General features: G+C 69.8%; 17 protein-coding genes. 4 read left to right on the top strand and 13 right to left on the bottom strand.

The annotated features are described in order from the left end of the window. Nucleotides 1–39: 39 nt before the first annotated feature. A complete protein-coding gene (locus ABZ822_RS30175) occupies nt 40–471 on the bottom strand; it encodes an ATP-binding protein (RefSeq protein WP_360861150.1) in 432 nt (143 codons plus the stop codon). A gap of 164 nt (nt 472–635) precedes the next feature. On the opposite strand from ABZ822_RS30175, the gene ABZ822_RS30170 reads away from it, so the two are divergent. Then, nucleotides 636–1964, top strand: coding sequence for an XRE family transcriptional regulator (locus ABZ822_RS30170; RefSeq protein WP_360861148.1), 1329 nt, complete (start codon nt 636–638; stop codon nt 1962–1964). A 1-nt stretch (nt 1965) separates the two neighbouring features. Here ABZ822_RS30170 and cutA read toward each other — a convergent pair whose 3' ends face one another. The 8 genes from cutA to ABZ822_RS30130 all read right to left on the bottom strand — a co-directional run bounded on the left by cutA (nt 1966) and on the right by ABZ822_RS30130 (nt 8385). Then, nucleotides 1966–2295 (bottom strand): divalent-cation tolerance protein CutA, encoded by a 330-nt coding sequence (gene cutA, locus ABZ822_RS30165; protein WP_360861146.1) that lies wholly within the window; start codon nt 2293–2295, stop codon nt 1966–1968. 119 nt (nt 2296–2414) lie between these two features. Then, entirely contained in the window at nt 2415–3692 is a 1278-nt protein-coding gene (locus ABZ822_RS30160; protein ID WP_360861226.1) for a dicarboxylate/amino acid:cation symporter, read from the bottom strand. A gap of 441 nt (nt 3693–4133) precedes the next feature. After that, the gene (locus ABZ822_RS30155) at nt 4134–4439 is read right to left on the bottom strand and encodes a DUF4229 domain-containing protein (RefSeq protein ID WP_360861144.1); all 306 of its coding nucleotides are present in this window, start codon (nt 4437–4439) and stop codon (nt 4134–4136) included. An 84-nt stretch (nt 4440–4523) separates the two neighbouring features. After that, nucleotides 4524–5060 (bottom strand): GNAT family N-acetyltransferase, encoded by a 537-nt coding sequence (locus tag ABZ822_RS30150; protein WP_360861142.1) that lies wholly within the window; start codon nt 5058–5060, stop codon nt 4524–4526. 10 nt (nt 5061–5070) lie between these two features. After that, on the bottom strand, nt 5071–5829 hold the full coding sequence (locus tag ABZ822_RS30145; RefSeq protein ID WP_360861140.1) for a UdgX family uracil-DNA binding protein: 759 nt from the start codon (nt 5827–5829) through the stop codon (nt 5071–5073). Nucleotides 5830–5857: 28 nt separating this feature from the next. After that, nucleotides 5858–7021 (bottom strand): aminofutalosine synthase MqnE, encoded by a 1164-nt coding sequence (mqnE, locus tag ABZ822_RS30140; protein ID WP_360861138.1) that lies wholly within the window; start codon nt 7019–7021, stop codon nt 5858–5860. A gap of 49 nt (nt 7022–7070) precedes the next feature. Further along, nucleotides 7071–7526: an Lrp/AsnC family transcriptional regulator gene (locus ABZ822_RS30135; protein ID WP_360861136.1), complete on the bottom strand. Its 456-nt coding sequence runs from the start codon at nt 7524–7526 to the stop codon at nt 7071–7073. A gap of 133 nt (nt 7527–7659) precedes the next feature. Continuing rightward, nucleotides 7660–8385, bottom strand: a complete 726-nt coding sequence (locus ABZ822_RS30130; RefSeq protein ID WP_360861134.1) for a UbiX family flavin prenyltransferase — start codon at nt 8383–8385, stop codon at nt 7660–7662. 229 nt (nt 8386–8614) lie between these two features. On the opposite strand from ABZ822_RS30130, the gene ABZ822_RS30125 reads away from it, so the two are divergent. Continuing rightward, the gene (locus tag ABZ822_RS30125; protein WP_360861132.1) at nt 8615–9172 is read left to right on the top strand and encodes a rhomboid family intramembrane serine protease; all 558 of its coding nucleotides are present in this window, start codon (nt 8615–8617) and stop codon (nt 9170–9172) included. A gap of 175 nt (nt 9173–9347) precedes the next feature. Here ABZ822_RS30125 and mqnP read toward each other — a convergent pair whose 3' ends face one another. Together mqnP and ABZ822_RS30115 are read right to left on the bottom strand one after the other, a co-directional pair. Beyond that, a complete protein-coding gene (mqnP, locus tag ABZ822_RS30120) occupies nt 9348–10277 on the bottom strand; it encodes a menaquinone biosynthesis prenyltransferase MqnP (protein ID WP_360861129.1) in 930 nt (309 codons plus the stop codon). Continuing rightward, nucleotides 10274–11725, bottom strand: coding sequence for a menaquinone biosynthesis decarboxylase (locus ABZ822_RS30115; protein ID WP_360861127.1), 1452 nt, complete (start codon nt 11723–11725; stop codon nt 10274–10276). The genes mqnP and ABZ822_RS30115 overlap by 4 nt, the downstream gene beginning before the upstream one ends. Before the next feature lie 112 nt (nt 11726–11837). Here ABZ822_RS30115 and ABZ822_RS30110 point away from each other — a divergent pair, with 112 nt between their 5' ends. Both ABZ822_RS30110 and ABZ822_RS30105 read left to right on the top strand, forming a co-directional pair. Further along, on the top strand, nt 11838–12275 hold the full coding sequence (locus ABZ822_RS30110) for a PLDc N-terminal domain-containing protein (RefSeq protein ID WP_360861125.1): 438 nt from the start codon (nt 11838–11840) through the stop codon (nt 12273–12275). A gap of 99 nt (nt 12276–12374) precedes the next feature. Continuing rightward, entirely contained in the window at nt 12375–13376 is a 1002-nt protein-coding gene (locus ABZ822_RS30105; RefSeq protein ID WP_360861123.1) for a 2-oxoglutarate and iron-dependent oxygenase domain-containing protein, read from the top strand. Nucleotides 13377–13470: 94 nt separating this feature from the next. Here ABZ822_RS30105 and ccsB read toward each other — a convergent pair whose 3' ends face one another. Both ccsB and ABZ822_RS30095 read right to left on the bottom strand, forming a co-directional pair. Further along, a complete protein-coding gene (gene ccsB, locus ABZ822_RS30100) occupies nt 13471–14568 on the bottom strand; it encodes a c-type cytochrome biogenesis protein CcsB (RefSeq protein WP_360861121.1) in 1098 nt (365 codons plus the stop codon). Next, a complete protein-coding gene (locus tag ABZ822_RS30095; protein ID WP_360861119.1) occupies nt 14565–16514 on the bottom strand; it encodes a cytochrome c biogenesis protein ResB in 1950 nt (649 codons plus the stop codon). The genes ccsB and ABZ822_RS30095 overlap by 4 nt, the downstream gene beginning before the upstream one ends. Nucleotides 16515–16517 lie beyond the last annotated feature (3 nt).

The raw sequence follows: 16517 nt of genomic DNA, 5'->3' as shown, positions 1-16517 counted from the left end.
TGCGTCGTACTTGTGGTGCCCTCATCCCCACAGTCGTCATCACGCATCACCATCCCCATCAGATGTCGCCACCACAGCCCACACCGCCTTACCGACGCCACCGCGTTCGTTCACGCCCCACTCGTGTGCCAGAGAGGAGACAAGTGCCAAACCGCGGCCTGTCTCCGAGTCGAGGTCGGAGGCACGCCGATGGGGCCGCTCGTCAGCCGCGTCGTGAACCTCAATCAGGAGGCCCCGGCTCAGTCGGACGTAACGTGTCTCAATCTCTCGCCCCGGAGGGACGCGGGCATGCTGCAAGGCGTTGGTCACCAGCTCTGACAGCACAACGAGGGCCGAGTCCTCGATCTTGGCCAGACCCCAATCAGCAACAGCCTTACGCAACTCGGCGCGGGCCAGTCCGACACACCGTGGGTGCCGGGCCCAACGTCGCACCACAGCGGACGAATTCAGAGCTACCTGAGACTCCTGCATGCTCAGAGGATGGTGGTCCGGCGACACCCGGGATTCCCGACGAGGGGGGTACCCATGATGGGTAGACTCCGCTCGCAGGTCGGCTGATATTCCTTCTGTGCACGCAGATTCGGGGAAGTCGCATGTCAGGGAACCGCTCACCAGCATCGTTACCGGCGGAGGTCTTGAGTCGCGCCGATGTTCGAGCCGCGTTGATGTGTCACGATTTCGGCAGGCTTTTCAAGCTGGCTCGGCAATGGGGCGGGATCAGCTTCGTCAAGATCGCAGATGCCTGCGACATCAAACCGGAGCGAGTGGGAAAGCTCGCTCGCGGCGAAGGTTCGATCACGACCTACGAGAAGATTGCCCAAGTCACCGATGCCATGCGCATCCCCGGCCATCTGGTCGGGTTGGCACCACGCCCTTGGGAGAGTGCGCGGACGCCCTCAGGACGCCTCCTCCCGGCGTTGAAGCCCGGGCTCATGCCGATTGCGGACTCCCCCGAACTCCATGATCTCGGGAGTTTCGATCTCGAAGGAGACGAAGTGCAACGCAGGCAGTTCCTTGCCGCATCAATAGGTGTCACCGGCGGCGCGGCCTTTCTGTCCGAGACCACTGGGGGACGGCGCATCGGGAGCAGAGACGTAGAGCATCTGCAGCGGCGTACGGCACGGCTTCGCGGCCTCGATGATGTGCTCGGTGGGGCGGACACACGCCAGGTCTATCGGGCCGAACTCGCCACCACCCTGACCCTGCTGCGGGAGTCCGCCTACACGGAGTCCACCGGCCGCCAGTTGCTGGGCATCGTTGCCGAGCAAGCGCAGCAAGCCGGCTGGGCAGCCTTTGACGCAGGTGACCAAGGAGAGGCCTCGGCGCTCTACGAGACGGCACATCAGGCAGCGACCCAAGCCGGAGACACTGCTCTTGCAGGCAACTCGCTCGCGTTTCTCGCCTATCAGCAAGTCAGCACCGACGCATCAGGCGTGGCCACCGCCGCTGCTTCCTGCGAGACAGCTGGTCCCGACGCCCCGGCAACCGTGCGCGCGCTGCTCCACGAACGCCGTGCCTGGGCACATGCGAAGGCTGGACAGGCCAAGGAGGCCGAACACGCCCTTGAGCAGGCGGAAGAGGCACTGATCGGAGAGCGCGGTGACCGGCCCGGGCCCGACTGGTCGTCCTGGGTCGATACCCGCGAACTCCAGATCATGAAGGGCCGCTGCTGGACCGAGTTGCATCGGCCGCTCAGGGCAGTGCCCGCGCTGGAAGGGGCGCTCACCGACTTCGATGACACGCACGCCCGTGACAAGTCGCTCTACCTCACATGGCTCGCGCACGCGTATCTGGACGCCGGGGAGGTCGAACAGTCCACTGCAGTGATCGGCAGGGCGATGGACCTCTCGGCCGGAGTCGGCTCCGTCCGTCCCCAGCACAGGGCACATGAGTTCCTGCTACGGCTCCGCCCTCATCGATCGCTGACGCCCGTCGCCGAGTTGCTGGACCGTGCAGCCCTGTGACTCAGTCCGAGGCGTCTGCCACGGTCCGGGAGACCCAGTCGACGTATCCGGGAGCACCAGCCAGGACCGGCACCGCGATGATCTCAGGGTTCTTCCACGGGTGGTGTTCAAGAAGGTGTGCTTCCAGCTCGGGGTAGCGCGCAGCCGTGGTCTTGAAGATCACCTGCCATTCCTCGCCCTGCCCGAACTCGCCCAGGTGCCAGAAGAGCGAGGCCACCGGCCCCACCACCTGAACACCCGCTGCCAGACGGGCTTCTGTCGCGCTCCTGCCCAGCGCCACAGCGGCCTCACGGCTCTCCGTCGCTGTGTAGACCTGCACGCAATCAGCCATGCTCCGAGGCTACCGACGACCGCAGCCGGGGTTGCAACGGCCGTACGGGGCACAGCACGCGCCCCATGACAGAGTCCCCGATACCCAGAGGTGATCGGGGACTCCGCGGCTGATGACGCCTACGCAGCGGCCGGGGCGGGCTCGGCGTCCACGTCCGCGTCCAGGCCGACGCTCCCGGCACTGTCGTACGCCTCGCGGTCGAGGATGCCCTCGCGGCCGGACACCAGCAGCGGGACGACGACCTGACCCGCCACATTCGTGGCCGTACGCATCATGTCCAGGACCGGGTCTATCGCGAGCAGCAGGCCGACCCCTTCCAGCGGGAGGCCGAGCGTCGACAGCGTGAGGGTCAGCATCACCGTCGCGCCCGTCAGACCGGCGGTCGCCGCCGAGCCGATGACCGAGACGAAGGCGATCAGCACGTAGTCGCCGATGCCCAGGTTCACGCCGAAGATCTCAGCGATGAAGATCGCGGCGAGCGCCGGGTAGATCGCCGCGCAGCCGTCCATCTTCGTCGTGGCGCCGAACGGCACGGCGAAGGACGCGTACTCGCGCGGCACGCCGAGCCGTTCGGTGACGCGCTGCGTCACGGGCATCGTGCCGACGGACGAACGCGAGACGAAGGCGAGCTGGATCGCGGGCCATGCACCGCGGAAGAACTGCAGCGGGTTGACCTTGCCGACCGTCGCCAGCAGCAGCGGGTAGACGCCGAACAGCACCAGCGCGCAGCCGATGTAGACGTCCGCGGTGAAGGTCGCGTACTTGCCGATGAGGTCCCAGCCGTACGTGGCGATGGCGAAGCCGATGAGGCCGAGCGTGCCGAGCGGCGCGAGGCGGATGACCCACCAGAGCGCCTTCTGCAGCAGCTCCAGCACGGTGTTGCTGAGCCGCAGAATCGGTTCGGCCTTCTCGCCGAGCTGCAGGGCGGCGATGCCCGCCACGACCGCGAGGAAGACGATCTGCAGGACGTTGAGCTCGGTGAAGGGCGTGACGACATCGGTGGGGACGATGCCGGTCAGGAAGTCCAGCCAGGTGCCCGCCTCTTCGGGCTTGGCGCCGTCCTTCGCGGTGAGGCCGGTGCCGGCGCCGGGGTTGGTGATCAGGCCGATCGTCAGGCCGATGGCGACCGCGATCAGCGACGTGACCATGAACCACAGCAGCGTGCGGCCGGCCAGCTTGGCCGCGTTGTTGACCTTCCGCAGATTGGTGATCGACACCAGGATCGCGAAGAACACCAGCGGCGCGACGGCCAGCTTCAGCAGCTGGACGAAGATCGAGCCGATCTTGTCGAGGGTGGTGACGAGCCAGCCGACGTCACCGCTGCGGGCGACCCAGCCCAGCAGCACACCGAGGACGAGGCCCAGCAGGATCTGGGCCCAGAACGGCACCTTGGGCAGGGAGAAGCCGGACGGCTTCCGGACGGACGCATCGGCGGAGGACGCGGGGGTTTCGGGGGAAGACACGGACACACTCCGGCGGGTGAAGACCTACGGGGACGGGGTGCGGCGGGCCGTGACGGTACTGACGCGGGTGGGACTGACGCGTGGACGTAACGACGGCAGCGCCGATGCTATGTCGCTCAGCTGCGACGGCAACAGGCCGCGGACCGACAGCAATTGCAGCGACAGAACCCGACGGGCAGGCGCGCCGGGAGCGGATGCCCCAAGGCGTGGCGGTGCGCGGCTGCTGTCGTCATGCCGAGTACGTTAACACTCAAACTTATGGGACTTCAAAGTTCTGCTTTGAGTCAGAGGTCCCCGGAAACGCCAACACCCCACCGGGAAGCGGGTGCTCCGCGGCGGGGCGCCGGTGAAGGTGCTGAAGGGGTGTGACGAGCGTTACGCGTCTTCCTGCCCCTGGTTCGCCGCGAGCCGCGTCTTGGCGCGTCCGACCGACTCGACGATCTGCTCCGACATCGCCTCGCGCTGCTTACGCAGCACCACCCAGCTGATCGGGGCCGACAGGATCAGCGCGAGCAGGACGACCCAGACGAAGTTGGAGTCCCCGAGGCCGCTCGGCAGCGCACCCAGGTAGGTCAGACCCCATACGGCGAAGAAGCAGCCGGCGAAGACGCCGAGCCGCATCGCGGTGTAGCGGAGCGTCACACGCTGCTTGCTGACACTGCTGCTCGTACTCGTACTCACGGTCCGACCTTCTTCTCCGGCTGCTGGTGTCGTCGGCGGATGGTCACGCCGTACAGCAACCAGTGAAGCACGCGCCGATGACGATCAATGGAGCGGGAGCCACATGGTGACATCGTCGCGGTACTCGTCCTCCGCGACCCTGATCGCGCCGGGAACCCGCCCGGCCTCGGTGTAGCCGCACGCGGTGTAGAACCGCTCCAGCCCCTCTCCGCCCCGGCAGGTGAGCCGGATCCCGCGGAGGCCGTCCAGTGCCCTGCGGGCCGCGTCCTCCGCGGCGGCCATGAGCGCCCGCCCATAGCCCTTGCCCTGGTGGGCGGGGTGCACCATGACCGTGTGGAGCCAGCACCAGTGGCGCATCAGCCGGTGGGTGTTGAGGGTGAAGAAGGCGGTCGCGGCGACCTCGCCGTGCTCGTCACGGCCTACGAGGAGCCGGACGCGGCCCTCCGCCATGGCGGCGAGGTGCGTGACGAGTTCGGGCCGGACGTCGTCGGCGGTCACCGGCGGTACGAACCCGACGGCGCCGCCCGCGTTCGAGACGTCCGCCCAGAGCCGGCAGATCCCGTCGCGCAGCTCGCGCGTCATGCCGGGATCCAGGTCGAAGACGAGCGGTGGGGACGGCATACCGCCGACCCTAACCGGGCGGGCTCAGCACCTCCGCGGCGATCCGGAGGTCGGACACCAGACCCCGGTACGTTCCCTCGCGGTCGTCCGAGCGCAGCACGGCGGAGGGGTGGATGGTGGCGAGCAGGCACGCGCCCCTGCCCTCGCCGCGCTCCCCGTCCTCCGTACCCTCGCCGCCCTCGCCGCCCTCGGCGGCATCAGCTCCGCCGGGCCATCCGTCGACCGCGGGGCACGGCAGCAGCATCCCGCGCTGCTTCGTCACCCGGAACGAGGACCCGAGCAGCGCCTTTCCCGCCGTCGCGCCGAGCGCGACGACCACCTCCGGGTCGACGGCGCGCAGTTCGGCGGCCAGCCACGGCTTGCAGGCGGACAGCTCGCGCAGGTTCGGCGCCTTGTGGATGCGGCGCTTGCCGCGCTCGGGGACCCGCTCGAACTTGAAGTGCTTGACCGCATTGGTGACGTACGTCACCAATGGATCGATCCCGGCGTCGTCCAGCGCCCGGGTCAGCACCTTGCCCGCCGGGCCCACGAACGGATGACCTTGACGGTCCTCCTGGTCACCGGGCTGTTCGCCGACCAGCAGCACGCGCGCGTCCGCCGGGCCCTCGCCGAAGACGGTCCGCGAAGCGTCCCGGTGCAGCGGGCAGCCGTGGCACTCGGCGGCGGCGCGCCGGAGGGCGGCCAGCCGCGCGGACGGGCCGGGAAGGAAGGGCTCGGCCGTGTACGCGTCCTCGGGGCACCGCGCCCCTGCCGCATCACCGCGGGTCATGCGCGCCGAGTACCCGGCGCCGACGTGCTCAGACCCGCATCGGCTGCGGCGACTCGCGGCGGTCCGGGTCCGGGCCCGGGTACTCGCGGATGACCTCGTACCGCGTGTTCCGCTCGACCGGCCGGAAGCCCGCGTCGCGGATCAGGTCGAGCAGGTCGTCGCGGGTCAGCTTGTTCGGGGTGCCGAAGTTGTCCGCGTCATGCGTGATCTTGTACTCGACGACCGAGCCGTCCATGTCGTCCGCACCGTGCTGCAGCGCGAGCTGGGCGGTCTGCACACCGTGCATGACCCAGAAGACCTTGACGTGCTGGACGTTGTCGAAGAGCAGCCGGGAGACGGCGAACGTCTTGAGGGCCTCGGCCCCGCTCGCCATGGTCGTACGGGCCTGCAGCCGGTTACGGACCTTGCCGTCCTGCATGTCCACGAAGTCGTGCTGGTAGCGCAGCGGGATGAAGACCTGGAACCCGCCGGTCTCGTCCTGCAGCTCACGCAGCCGCAGCACGTGGTCCACGCGGTGCCGCGGCTCCTCGATGTGCCCGTACAGCATCGTGCACGGGGTCTTGAGGCCCTTCTCGTGCGCGAGGCGGTGGATGCGCGACCAGTCCTCCCAGTGGGTGCGGTGGTCGACGATGTGCTGCCGGACCTCCCAGTCGAAGATCTCGGCGCCGCCGCCGGTGAGCGACTCCAGCCCGGCGTCGATCAGTTCGTCGAGGATCTCGCTCGCGCTCATCCCCGAGATCGTCTCGAAGTGATGAATCTCGGTCGCGGTGAAGGCCTTCAGCGAGACATCCGGGAGGGCTTCCTTCAGCGCCTTGAGGGAGCGCGGGTAATAGCGCCAGGGCAGCGTCGGGTGCAGGCCGTTGACGATGTGCAGCTCGGTGAGGTTCTCGCCCTCCATCGCCTTGGCGAGGCGGACGGCCTCCTCGATGCGCATCGTGTAGGCGTCCTTCTCCCCCGGCTTGCGCTGGAAGGAGCAGTACGCGCAGGACGCGGTGCACACGTTCGTCATGTTGAGGTGGCGGTTGACGTTGAAGTGGACGACGTCGCCGTTCTTCCGCGCCCGCACCTCGTGGGCCAGGCCGCCCAGCCAGGCGAGGTCGTCGGACGCGTAGAGAGCCAGGCCGTCCTCCCGGGTCAGCCGCTCCCCGGCGTGGACCTTCTCCTCCAGCTCACGCTTGAGCCCCGCGTCCATGCCGCCGCCTTTCCTACTCCGCCGAAATCGGGCCTGAACGAGCCTACGCCTAGACGTTCTCGGGCAGCTCGCCGACCCGGTTCTCCCACTTGGTGGAGAGCACGATGGTGGTACGCGTCCGGGAGACACCCTTGGTGCCGGACAGCCGCCGGATGGTCTTCTCCAGCCCGTCCACGTTGCCGACGCGGACCTTGAGCATGTAGGAGTCGTCACCGGCGATGAACCAGCAGTCCTCGATCTCCTCGAGGTCGCGCAGCCGGCGCGCCACGTCCTCGTGGTCGGTGGCGTCGGAGAGGGAGATGCCGATGAGGGCGGTCACGCCGAGCCCGAGCGAGGCGGCGTTGACGGTCGCGCGATAGCCGGTGATCACACCGGCCGCCTCCAGACGGTTGATCCGGTCCGTGACGCTGGGGCCGGAGAGCCCCACCAGCCGCCCGAGCTCGGCGTACGAGGCCCGGCCGTTCTCCCGGAGTGCCTGAATGAGCTGCCTGTCAACCGCGTCCATTACCGGCGCCTTCCATTGTTCACAATGTCAGGCTTCAGTATATGGATTCCAAGGCTTGCAGGCCAACTCGCCTGCGAATCGGCCTACGGATCAAAGGCGGGGCGGCCAGGCTGTCACAGCGCGAGCCGCCCGGCTAGGTCTGGTCCCGGGAAGTGCCGAGCGCCCCGTCCCAGCGGCGGTACAGCTTGTGGGGCACCCCCACCGCGTCCAGCACCCGCCCGGCCACGAAGTCCACCAGGTCCTGGATGTCGCGGGCACCCGCGTAGAAGGCCGGTGAGGCCGGCATCACCACCGCCCCCGCCCGGTCCAGCGCCGTCAGGTGCTCCAGGGTCTGCCCGTTCAGCGGCGTCTCCCGCACCGTCACGACGAGGGGCCGCCGCTCCTTGAGCGTCACGCTCGCGGCCCGCTGCAGCAGGTCCTTCGACAGCCCGAGCGCGACGCCGGCCACGCACGCCGTGCTCGCGGGGACGATGAGCATGCCCTTGACCGGGTACGAGCCGGACGACGGCCCGGCGGCCAGGTCGCCGGCGGCCCAGTGACGCACGTCCGACCGCTCGGGCAGGGCCGTCAGGTCCGGCAGGGAGGCGGCGAACCGGTCCGGCGTGCCGTCCGCACCCCGCGCCAGCCAGCTCCGCAGATCCTCGCGCCAGTGCGCGTCGCGGAAGGCGATTCCGGTCTCGTCCAGAAGGGTGAGCCGCGACGCGCGGCTGACGACCAGGTCGACGGCCTCTCCCGCGTGCAGCAGGGCGCGGAGCACGGCCGCGGCGTACGGCGTGCCGGAGGCGCCGGACACCCCGACCACCCACGGCCGTCGCTGCCCGGTGCCGGGATCGGCGCTCGGTCTCTGCTGCGGCTGCACGGACCGAGCCTATCCGCCGGGGCGGGAAGGAACCGCGGGGGCCGTTCCGGGCGTTGTCGTGATGGAGGAAAGGGGGTCGTCCATGGTGTACGGACCTTCCGGTTTCGGTGCGCCCGACCCCGGGTCGTACGGCCCGGGGCGACACGGACCGGGGCCCCACGGCTCCGGGCCCTCGCCGTACGGGTCCGGACCGGCGCAGCCGCCCGCCGCGCGCGGGCGCGGGGAGCGCGTGAAGGCCGCGGCCCTGATCGTGCTGGCCTGGGCGGCCCTGCTCTGGCTGCTGGAGGCGCTGGACGTGGCGACCGGGCACGCCCTGGACACGTATGCCGTCACGCCGCGCGAGATCGGTGAACTGCGGGACGTGGTGCCCGCGGCCTTCCTCCACTTCGGGTTCGGCCACCTCATGGCGAACACCGTGCCACTGCTGATCCTCGGCTTCCTCGCCGCCGTGAGCGGCATACGCCGCTTCGCGGGAGTGGTCGCGGTGATCATCCTGACGAGCGGACTGGGCGTGTGGCTGTTCGCGCCGGCCGGCACGTTCACGGCGGGCGCGTCGGGCGTGGTCTTCGGGCTGTTCGGCTATCTGCTGGTGCGCGGCTTCGTGGACCGCAGGCCGACGTGGGTCGGCATCGGCCTGGTCGTCGGCGTGCTGTACGGCTCGATCCTCTGGGGCGCGCTGCCGACGGACTCCGGCATCAGCTGGCAGGGCCATCTCTTCGGCCTGCTGGGTGGTGTGCTGGCGGCCTTCGTCTTCCGTGAGCAGCGGAGCGAGGAACCGGCCCGCTGACGACGGGGCGCCTCGGGGGCGTGCTCGCGGGTCCATCCACGCCGTGAGCCGCGGCCGTCAACTCCCAGGTGACGCAGGACCGTTCGCCTCCGTCAACGCCCAAGTGACGCCGCGCCGTGCACGTGTGAGCCGCACCAGCACGACACCAGGCCGCCCCCCCGCCTGCCCGGCGCCGTCAGACGCCGAGCCCGCGGACCAGCAGATCGAGCAGCGCGCACACGAACAGCGCGATGCCGATGAAGCCGTTCACCGTGAAGAACGCCCGGTTCAGCCGGGACAGGTCGTGCGGCCGGACGATCGTGTGCTCGTACAGGAAGGCCACCGCGACGATCACCAGGCCCGCCCAGTAGAAGACCCCGGCCCCCGTCGCGACCCCGAACCAGACGAGCAGCCCGGTGGTGACGACGTGACAGACGCGGGCGCCGTACAGCGCCGCCGGGATGCCGAACCGCGCCGGCACTGACAGCACGCCGTGCGCCCGGTCCGCCTGCACGTCCTGGCACGCGAAGATCAGGTCGAAACCGCCGATCCACACGCCCACCGCGAGGCCGAGGATCACCGCGTCCCACGACCACACGCCGGTGACCGCAATCCACGCGCCCACCGGCCCCATGGCCTGGGCCAGGCCGAGGATCGCGTGCGGATAGTGCGTGAACCGCTTCCCGTACGGATAGACCACCATCGGGATCACGGCGACGGGGGCCAGCGCGAGGCACAGCGGGTTCAGCAGGGCCGCCGCGCCCAGGAACACGACGACGGCGACGAGCGCGCCGCCCCAGGCGGACCGTACGGACACGGCGCCGGTGACCAGTTCACGTGACGCGGTGCGCGGATTGCGGGCGTCGATCTCGCGGTCGATGATCCGGTTCGCGGCCATGGCGAAGGTACGCAGGCCCACCATCGCGACGGTGACCAGGAGCAGTTCCCACCAGTGGACGGTGCCGTCCTCGAGGAACATCGCGGTGAGCGCGGCGATGTAGGCGAAGGGCAGCGCGAAGACCGAGTGCTCGATCATCACCAGCCGCAGGAAGGCCCGGACACCGCCTCGCGCGGGCGCGGGCCCGGAGCCCGGCCCGGACCCGAGGACGCCTTCAGCCGCGCTCACAGGCCGTACTCCTTCCACCGGCGGTCGACCTTCGCGGCCGTGTCCGGATCGGACTCGACCATGTTGGGCCACCCGCCGTCGCGCGTGTAGCCCTCCTCCGGCAGCTTCCTCGTCGCGTCGATGCCCGCCTTGCCGCCCCAGAACTGCTGGTACGACGCGTGGTCGAGGTGGTCCACCGGGCCCTCGACGACCGTGAGGTCCCGGGCGTAGTCGGTGTTGCCGAGGGCGCGCCACGCGACCTCGTGCAGATCGTGCACGTCGCAGTCGGCGTCGACGACCACGATGAGCTTGGTCAACGACATCATGTGCGCACCCCAGATGGCGTGCATGACCTTCTGCGCATGCTTGGGGTACTTCTTGTCGATCGAGACGATCGCGCAGTTGTGGAAGCCGCCCGACTCCGGCAGGTGGTAGTCCACGATGTCCGGCACGATGATCTTCAGCAGCGGCAGGAAGAACCGCTCGGTCGCCCGTCCCAGCGGCCCGTCCTCGGTCGGCGGACGGCCGACGACGATCGACTGCAGCAGAGGACGGCGCCGCATCGTCACGCAGTCGATGGTCAGCGCGGGGAAGTCCTCCTGCGGCGTGTAGAAGCCGGTGTGGTCCCCGAACGGGCCCTCGGGAAGCATCTTCCCGGGCTCCAGCCAGCCCTCCAGGACGACCTCGGCGTTCGCCGGGACCTGCAGCGGCACCGTCTTGCAGTCCACCATCTCGACGCGCCTGCCCTGCACGAACCCGGCGAACAGGTACTCGTCGATGTCCCCGGGCAGCGGAGCCGTCGACGCGTACGTGACGGCGGGCGGGCACCCGAAGGCGATGGCCACCGGCAGCTTCTCGCCACGCCGGGCGGCCACCTGGTAGTGGTTGCGGCTGTCCTTGTGGATCTGCCAGTGCATGCCGATCGTGCGCCGGTCGTGACGCTGGAGGCGGTACAGCCCGAGGTTGCGCACCCCGCTCTCGGGGTCCTTGGTGTGGGTGAGCCCGAGGTTGAAGAAGGACCCGCCGTCCTCGGGCCAGGTGAACAGCGCCGGGAGCCGGTCGAGATCTACGTCGTCGCCCGTGAGGACGACCTCGTGGACCGGGCCGTCCTTCACACGCTTCGGCGGCACGTGCGCCATGCTGCCGAGCTTGCCGAACGCCTCGCGCATCCCGACGAATCCGTGCGGCAGCTCCGGCTTCAGCAGTCCGCCGATCTTCCCGCTGATCTCGTCGTAGGAGGTGAGGCCGAGCGACTTGAGGAGACGGCGGTCGGTCCCGAAGACGTTCATGGCCAGCGGCATCGCCGAGCCCTTGACGTTCTCGAAGAGCAGCGCCGGGCCGCCCGCCTTGTTGACCCGGTCGACGATCTCACCGACTTCCAGATACGGGTCGACTTCGGCCGTGATGCGCTTGAGGTCGCCGTCGCGCTCCAGCGCCCGCAGGAGCGAGCGAAGATCGTCGTAAGCCATACGCCCCAGTATCTGCTACCTCCTACCGTGGATACGCCACCGGGGGCCTACCCTGGACGCGTCATCAGGGCCGCGCCGGGCCCCCCTCCGCATCCCGGGAGACCGCTCCACCATGCTCAGGTATCTGCCGTTCCTGCTGGTCCTGGCGCTGTGGATCTACGCCTTCATCGACTGCCTCAACACCCCCGAGGACCAGGTGCGCAAGCTGCCCAAGCCCGCCTGGGTCCTCATCATCGTGCTCTTCGGCTATCTGCTCTTCGGCTCCCTGGCCTGGCTGCTGGCGGGTCGCCCGCGCCGCTCCGAGGCGGCGCGCGGCGGACGGACGTACGGGGTCGGGCGCGGACGTACGCGCTGGGTCGCGCCGGACGACAACCCCGACTTCCTCAAGTCCCTGGAGCAGGGCCGGGACAAGGAGCGGCAGCCGGAACAGGACCGCGACGGGGACGGGGACCGGAAGCCCGACGCGGACCCAGAGCGTGACGGAGACCCGGAGCGTGACGGAGAGCGCGACGGCGACCGCGACCACGGCCCGGACGACAAGCGCTCCTGACCCGTCGTACCCGGCCGGCCACCGGACCGGGGCGTGCCCGGTGAGCGGGCGGCGTCCCTGACGGCCCTCCCCGCCACCACCCGTCCGAGGAGTGATCACGTGGGCCAGTCCCGTATCCCGGTCATCGATCTCGGCCTGTGGCTGTCGGGGGACACGGCGGCGCGCGAGCGGACCGCCCGACGGGTCGACGAGGCCCTGCGGACGGCCGGATTCCTCCTGATCACCGGGCATGGCGTCGACCCGGCCCTGCGCACCCGGATCCGCGAGGCGGCCCGCGCCTTCTTCCGGCTCCCGGAGGCGGCGAAACGCCCGTACGCGGTGAGGGTCGGCGGCCGCGGCTGGCTGGGACCGGGCGCGGAGGCCAACGCCTACGCGGACACGAGCGCGGACACCTCGGGCCCCGACGGCTCCGGTGACGCGCCCAATCCGCCGGACCTGAAGGAGTCGCTCTCCTTCGCGGCCGAGGAGCCGACCGGTGACGCCGCGGTCGACGCGGAGTGGTTCCTGCCCAACACCTGGCCCGCCGAGGCCCCGGGGCTGCGCCCGCTGGTCGAGACGTACGTCGCGCGGATGCGGTCGCTCTCCGACGCGGTGCTGGAGCTGCTGGCCGAGGCGCTCGGCGTGCCGCTCGACTTCTTCACCCGGCACACGCGCCACCCCACGTGGGGCTTCAACATCAACTGGTACCCGGGCCGGGACGTCGTGGGCGAGCCGGAGCCCGGCCAGTTCCGCATCGGCCCGCACACCGACTTCGGGACGGTCACGATCCTCGACCGCCAGCACGGCAAGGGCGGGCTACAGGTCTTCACGGACGAGGGCGGCTGGGAGGACGCGCCGTACGACCCGGGGGCCTTCACCGTCAACATCGGTGACCTGATGGCCCGTTGGACGGGAGACCGCTGGCGCTCCGGCCGCCACCGGGTGCTGCCCCCGCCGGCCGACGCCCCGGCGGAGGAACTGATGTCACTGGTGTACTTCTACGAGTGCGATCCGCGCACGCGCGTGGAGTCGCTGCCCGCGCCGGTGGGCACCGTCGCGTACGAGCCGGTGGACTCGCACACGTACCTGCGGGCGAGGCTCGACGCGATCAGCGCGGACTGACCGCGTCGAGCGGCGGTGCCGCCGCAGACGCTCGGACTCGGAGTCGGCCTCTGCCTCTGCCTCTGCCTCTGCCTCTGCCTCTGCCTAGGACTCCTCAGACTCCGTCGTAGGAGTGCTTGCCGCTGATGAAGAAGTTGACGCCGTAGTAGTTGAAGAGGAAGCAGGCGAAGGCGACCAGCGCGATGTAGGCGGCCTTGCGGCCCTTCCAGCCCGCGGTGGCCCGGGCGTGCAGGTAGCAGGCGTAGGCGACCCAGGTGATGAACGACCAGACCTCCTTGGGGTCCCAGCCCCAGTAGCGGCCCCAGGCCGCCTCGGCCCAGATGGCGCCGGCGATGATCGTGAAGGTCCAGAGCGGGAAGACGGTCGCGTTGATGCGGTACGCGAACTTGTCGAGGCTCGCGGCCGACGGCAGCCGCTCGAGCACGGACGAGGCGAAAGCGCCCGGGCGCTTGCCCTTCGGGGCGGCGAGCTTGGCCTCGTAGCGGTCACGGAAGAGGTAGAGCACCGTGCTGACGAACCCGAGGTAGAACACCGCGCCGGAGATGATCGCGCAGGAGACGTGGATCCACAGCCAGTAAGAGTGGAGGGCGGGAACCAGTTGGTCGCTGTCGGTGTACAAGACAGTGACGGCGAGGCCGAGATCGAGGAGGACGGTCGTGACCAGGGGGAGCCCGATCCAGCGCACATTCTTCTTCAGCGTGAGGAGGACGAGGTACGCACCGACGGCCACCGCGGAGAAGGTGGTCGAGAACTCGTACATGTTGCCCCACGGGGCGCGCTGCACGGAGAGGGCGCGGGCGACGACGCCGGCGGCGTGGAGGAGGAACGCCAGGGCGGTCAGCGAGATCGCGATCCGGCCGTACAGATCGCCCTGTTCGGTGCCTCCGGCGGCGCCGGGCCCGTCCGGGACGTCGCGCGAACCGGCGGCGGACCGGGTGATGACCTTGGGGCGTTCCAGTACGGCGGTGCCACCGCCCTGTGTGGCGACCTTCACCGCCACGGTCGGCGCGGGAGCGGCAGCGGCGGCGGGGCCGGTCAGCGCGGCGGCCGTGCGGCCGACCTTGCTTCGGCTGCCGAAGGCCCACTCGGCCATATGCGCGAGAAAGGCGAGGGTGTAGACGGCCATCGCCGAATAGATCAGCACGTTGCTGATGTTGGCCATGTTCTCGTTGGCCGCGACCGCGAGGTTCACGCGCGCGCTCCTTCGCCTTCAGCAGGATCAGCAGGATCGTCGTCCTGGGCGTCCGCATCGTCGGCCGCCCGGCCGTTGGTCCCCCGGTCGTCGGTTTTCCGGTCGTCGGTCTTCGGGTCGTCGGTCTTCGGGCCGGTCGTTCCCGGATCGTCGCGCCGGCCCTCGGTGGGCTGGTCGTCGGCTGCCTGGTCATCGGCTGCCGGGGCCCCCGCCGGGGCCCCCGCCGGGGCGTCGGCGATCGGCGGTGCATCGGGTTGCAACGCCACGGCGAGATCGGCCAGTTCCTCCGGGAGCTTGGCGGACTCACTGCGGCCGAGCCCGGCCATCTCGACCACGGTCGTGCCGTCGTCGCCCCGGACGGCCCGCACCCAGACGCGGCGGCGCTGGATGAACAGCGATCCTGCCAGACCGACCAGCGCGGCCATCGCCCCGCCGAGGGCGGGGCCGTTGGAGGGCTGGTAGGAGATCTGGAAGCTCGCCCAGGTCTTCACACCGTCGAAGGTCAGCGAGCCCGCACCGTCGGGCAGCGTCATCGTCTCGCCGGGGCGGAGGGCCTTGCGGAAGAGGTCGCCCTTCTCGTCCTTGAACTGCTTCATCTTCCGCGTGTCGAGTTGGTACACGTTCTGCGGCAGACCGGAGTCGATGCCGAGGCTGCCGCGGAAGGCGTTCAGGGAGAGCACCGGGAAGTCGAGCGCGGGGAAGGAGGAGTGCGGACCGCGCACCGCGTCGAGCGCATAGGTCGGGGTGAACCGGCCCTGGAATCCGAGCTGGTTCTTCTTGCCCGACTTGTCACGGTAGTCGGGGACCTTGACCACACCGACGGAGGTGAGGTTCTTGTCCTGCGGCAGGAAGGGCACCGGCCCCTGGTACGCGATGTCGCCCTGCCCGTCCTTCACGGTGACGACGGGGGCGTAGCCGTTGCCGAGCAGGTAGACCTTGTTGCCGGCCACGTCGAGGGGTTCGTTGACCTCGATGGTGTCGCTGTGCTCGGTTCCGTCGGCGCCTTCCCAGTACTTGACCTTGGCACGGAACTCGCGAGCGGTGCCCTTCTCGGGACCGGTGCGCTCGTAGCTGGACTCGAAGCCGTGCAGGGAGAAGCCGAAGGGGGCGAGGGTGTCGGAGTCGAAGAGGTCGCCGGACCTGAAGTCGTCGTACTGCGTCAGGGTGTTGGAGAAGCCGTCACCGTCGACGATCAGCTTGCCGCCCTCCGACTTCCAGAGCTGCCCGACGGCGAAGGCGACCAGCATCACGATCAGCGCGACATGGAAGACGAGGTTGCCGGCCTCCCGCAGGTAGCCCTTCTCGGCGGCCACCGCGTCACCGGGCGTGTGGACGCGGAAGCGGCGGCGGCCCAGCATCCGCTGCGCCGCGGACAGGACCTGTCCGGGCTCGGCGTCGGTGCGCCACGTGGTGTAGGCGGGCAGCCGGGTGAGGCGTCGCGGGGCGGCAGGCGGGCGGCCGCGGAGCTGCCCGACGAACTGCCAGCTCCGCGGGACGATGCAGCCGATGAGGGAGATGAACAGCAGGATGTAGATCGCCGAGAACCACACCGAGCTGTAGACGTGGAACAGCCCCAGCTTGTCGTAGAGCGGGGTGAGGGCCTCGTGGCGGTTCCGGAACTCCTCGACCTTGATGGGGTCGACGTTGTCCTGGGGGATCAACGAGCCGGGGATGGAGCCCAGCGAGAGGAGGAACAGGAGGATCAGCGCGACGCGCATCGACGTGAGCTGCCGCCAGAACCAGCGCGCCCAGCCGAGGACGCCCAGCGCCGGGGCGTTGATCCGGTCCTCGGGCGTCGTGGACAGCTGCGAGCCGGCAGCGCCGAGTTCGTGCTCGTCCGCCGCGGGCGTGCCCTCCTCGGTCCGTGCCTCGCCGGCCGGGTCGTCGCCCGTCGGGTCGTCGCCGGTCGCGGCCGGACTGTCGGTCTGCGTCTCCGTGTTGGACATTGG

The sequence above is a fragment of the Streptomyces sp. NPDC047108 genome (assembly GCF_040643575.1).
Taxonomy (GTDB): Bacteria; Actinomycetota; Actinomycetes; order Streptomycetales; family Streptomycetaceae; genus Streptomyces.
This window is presented reverse-complemented; position numbering and strand designations above follow the sequence as displayed.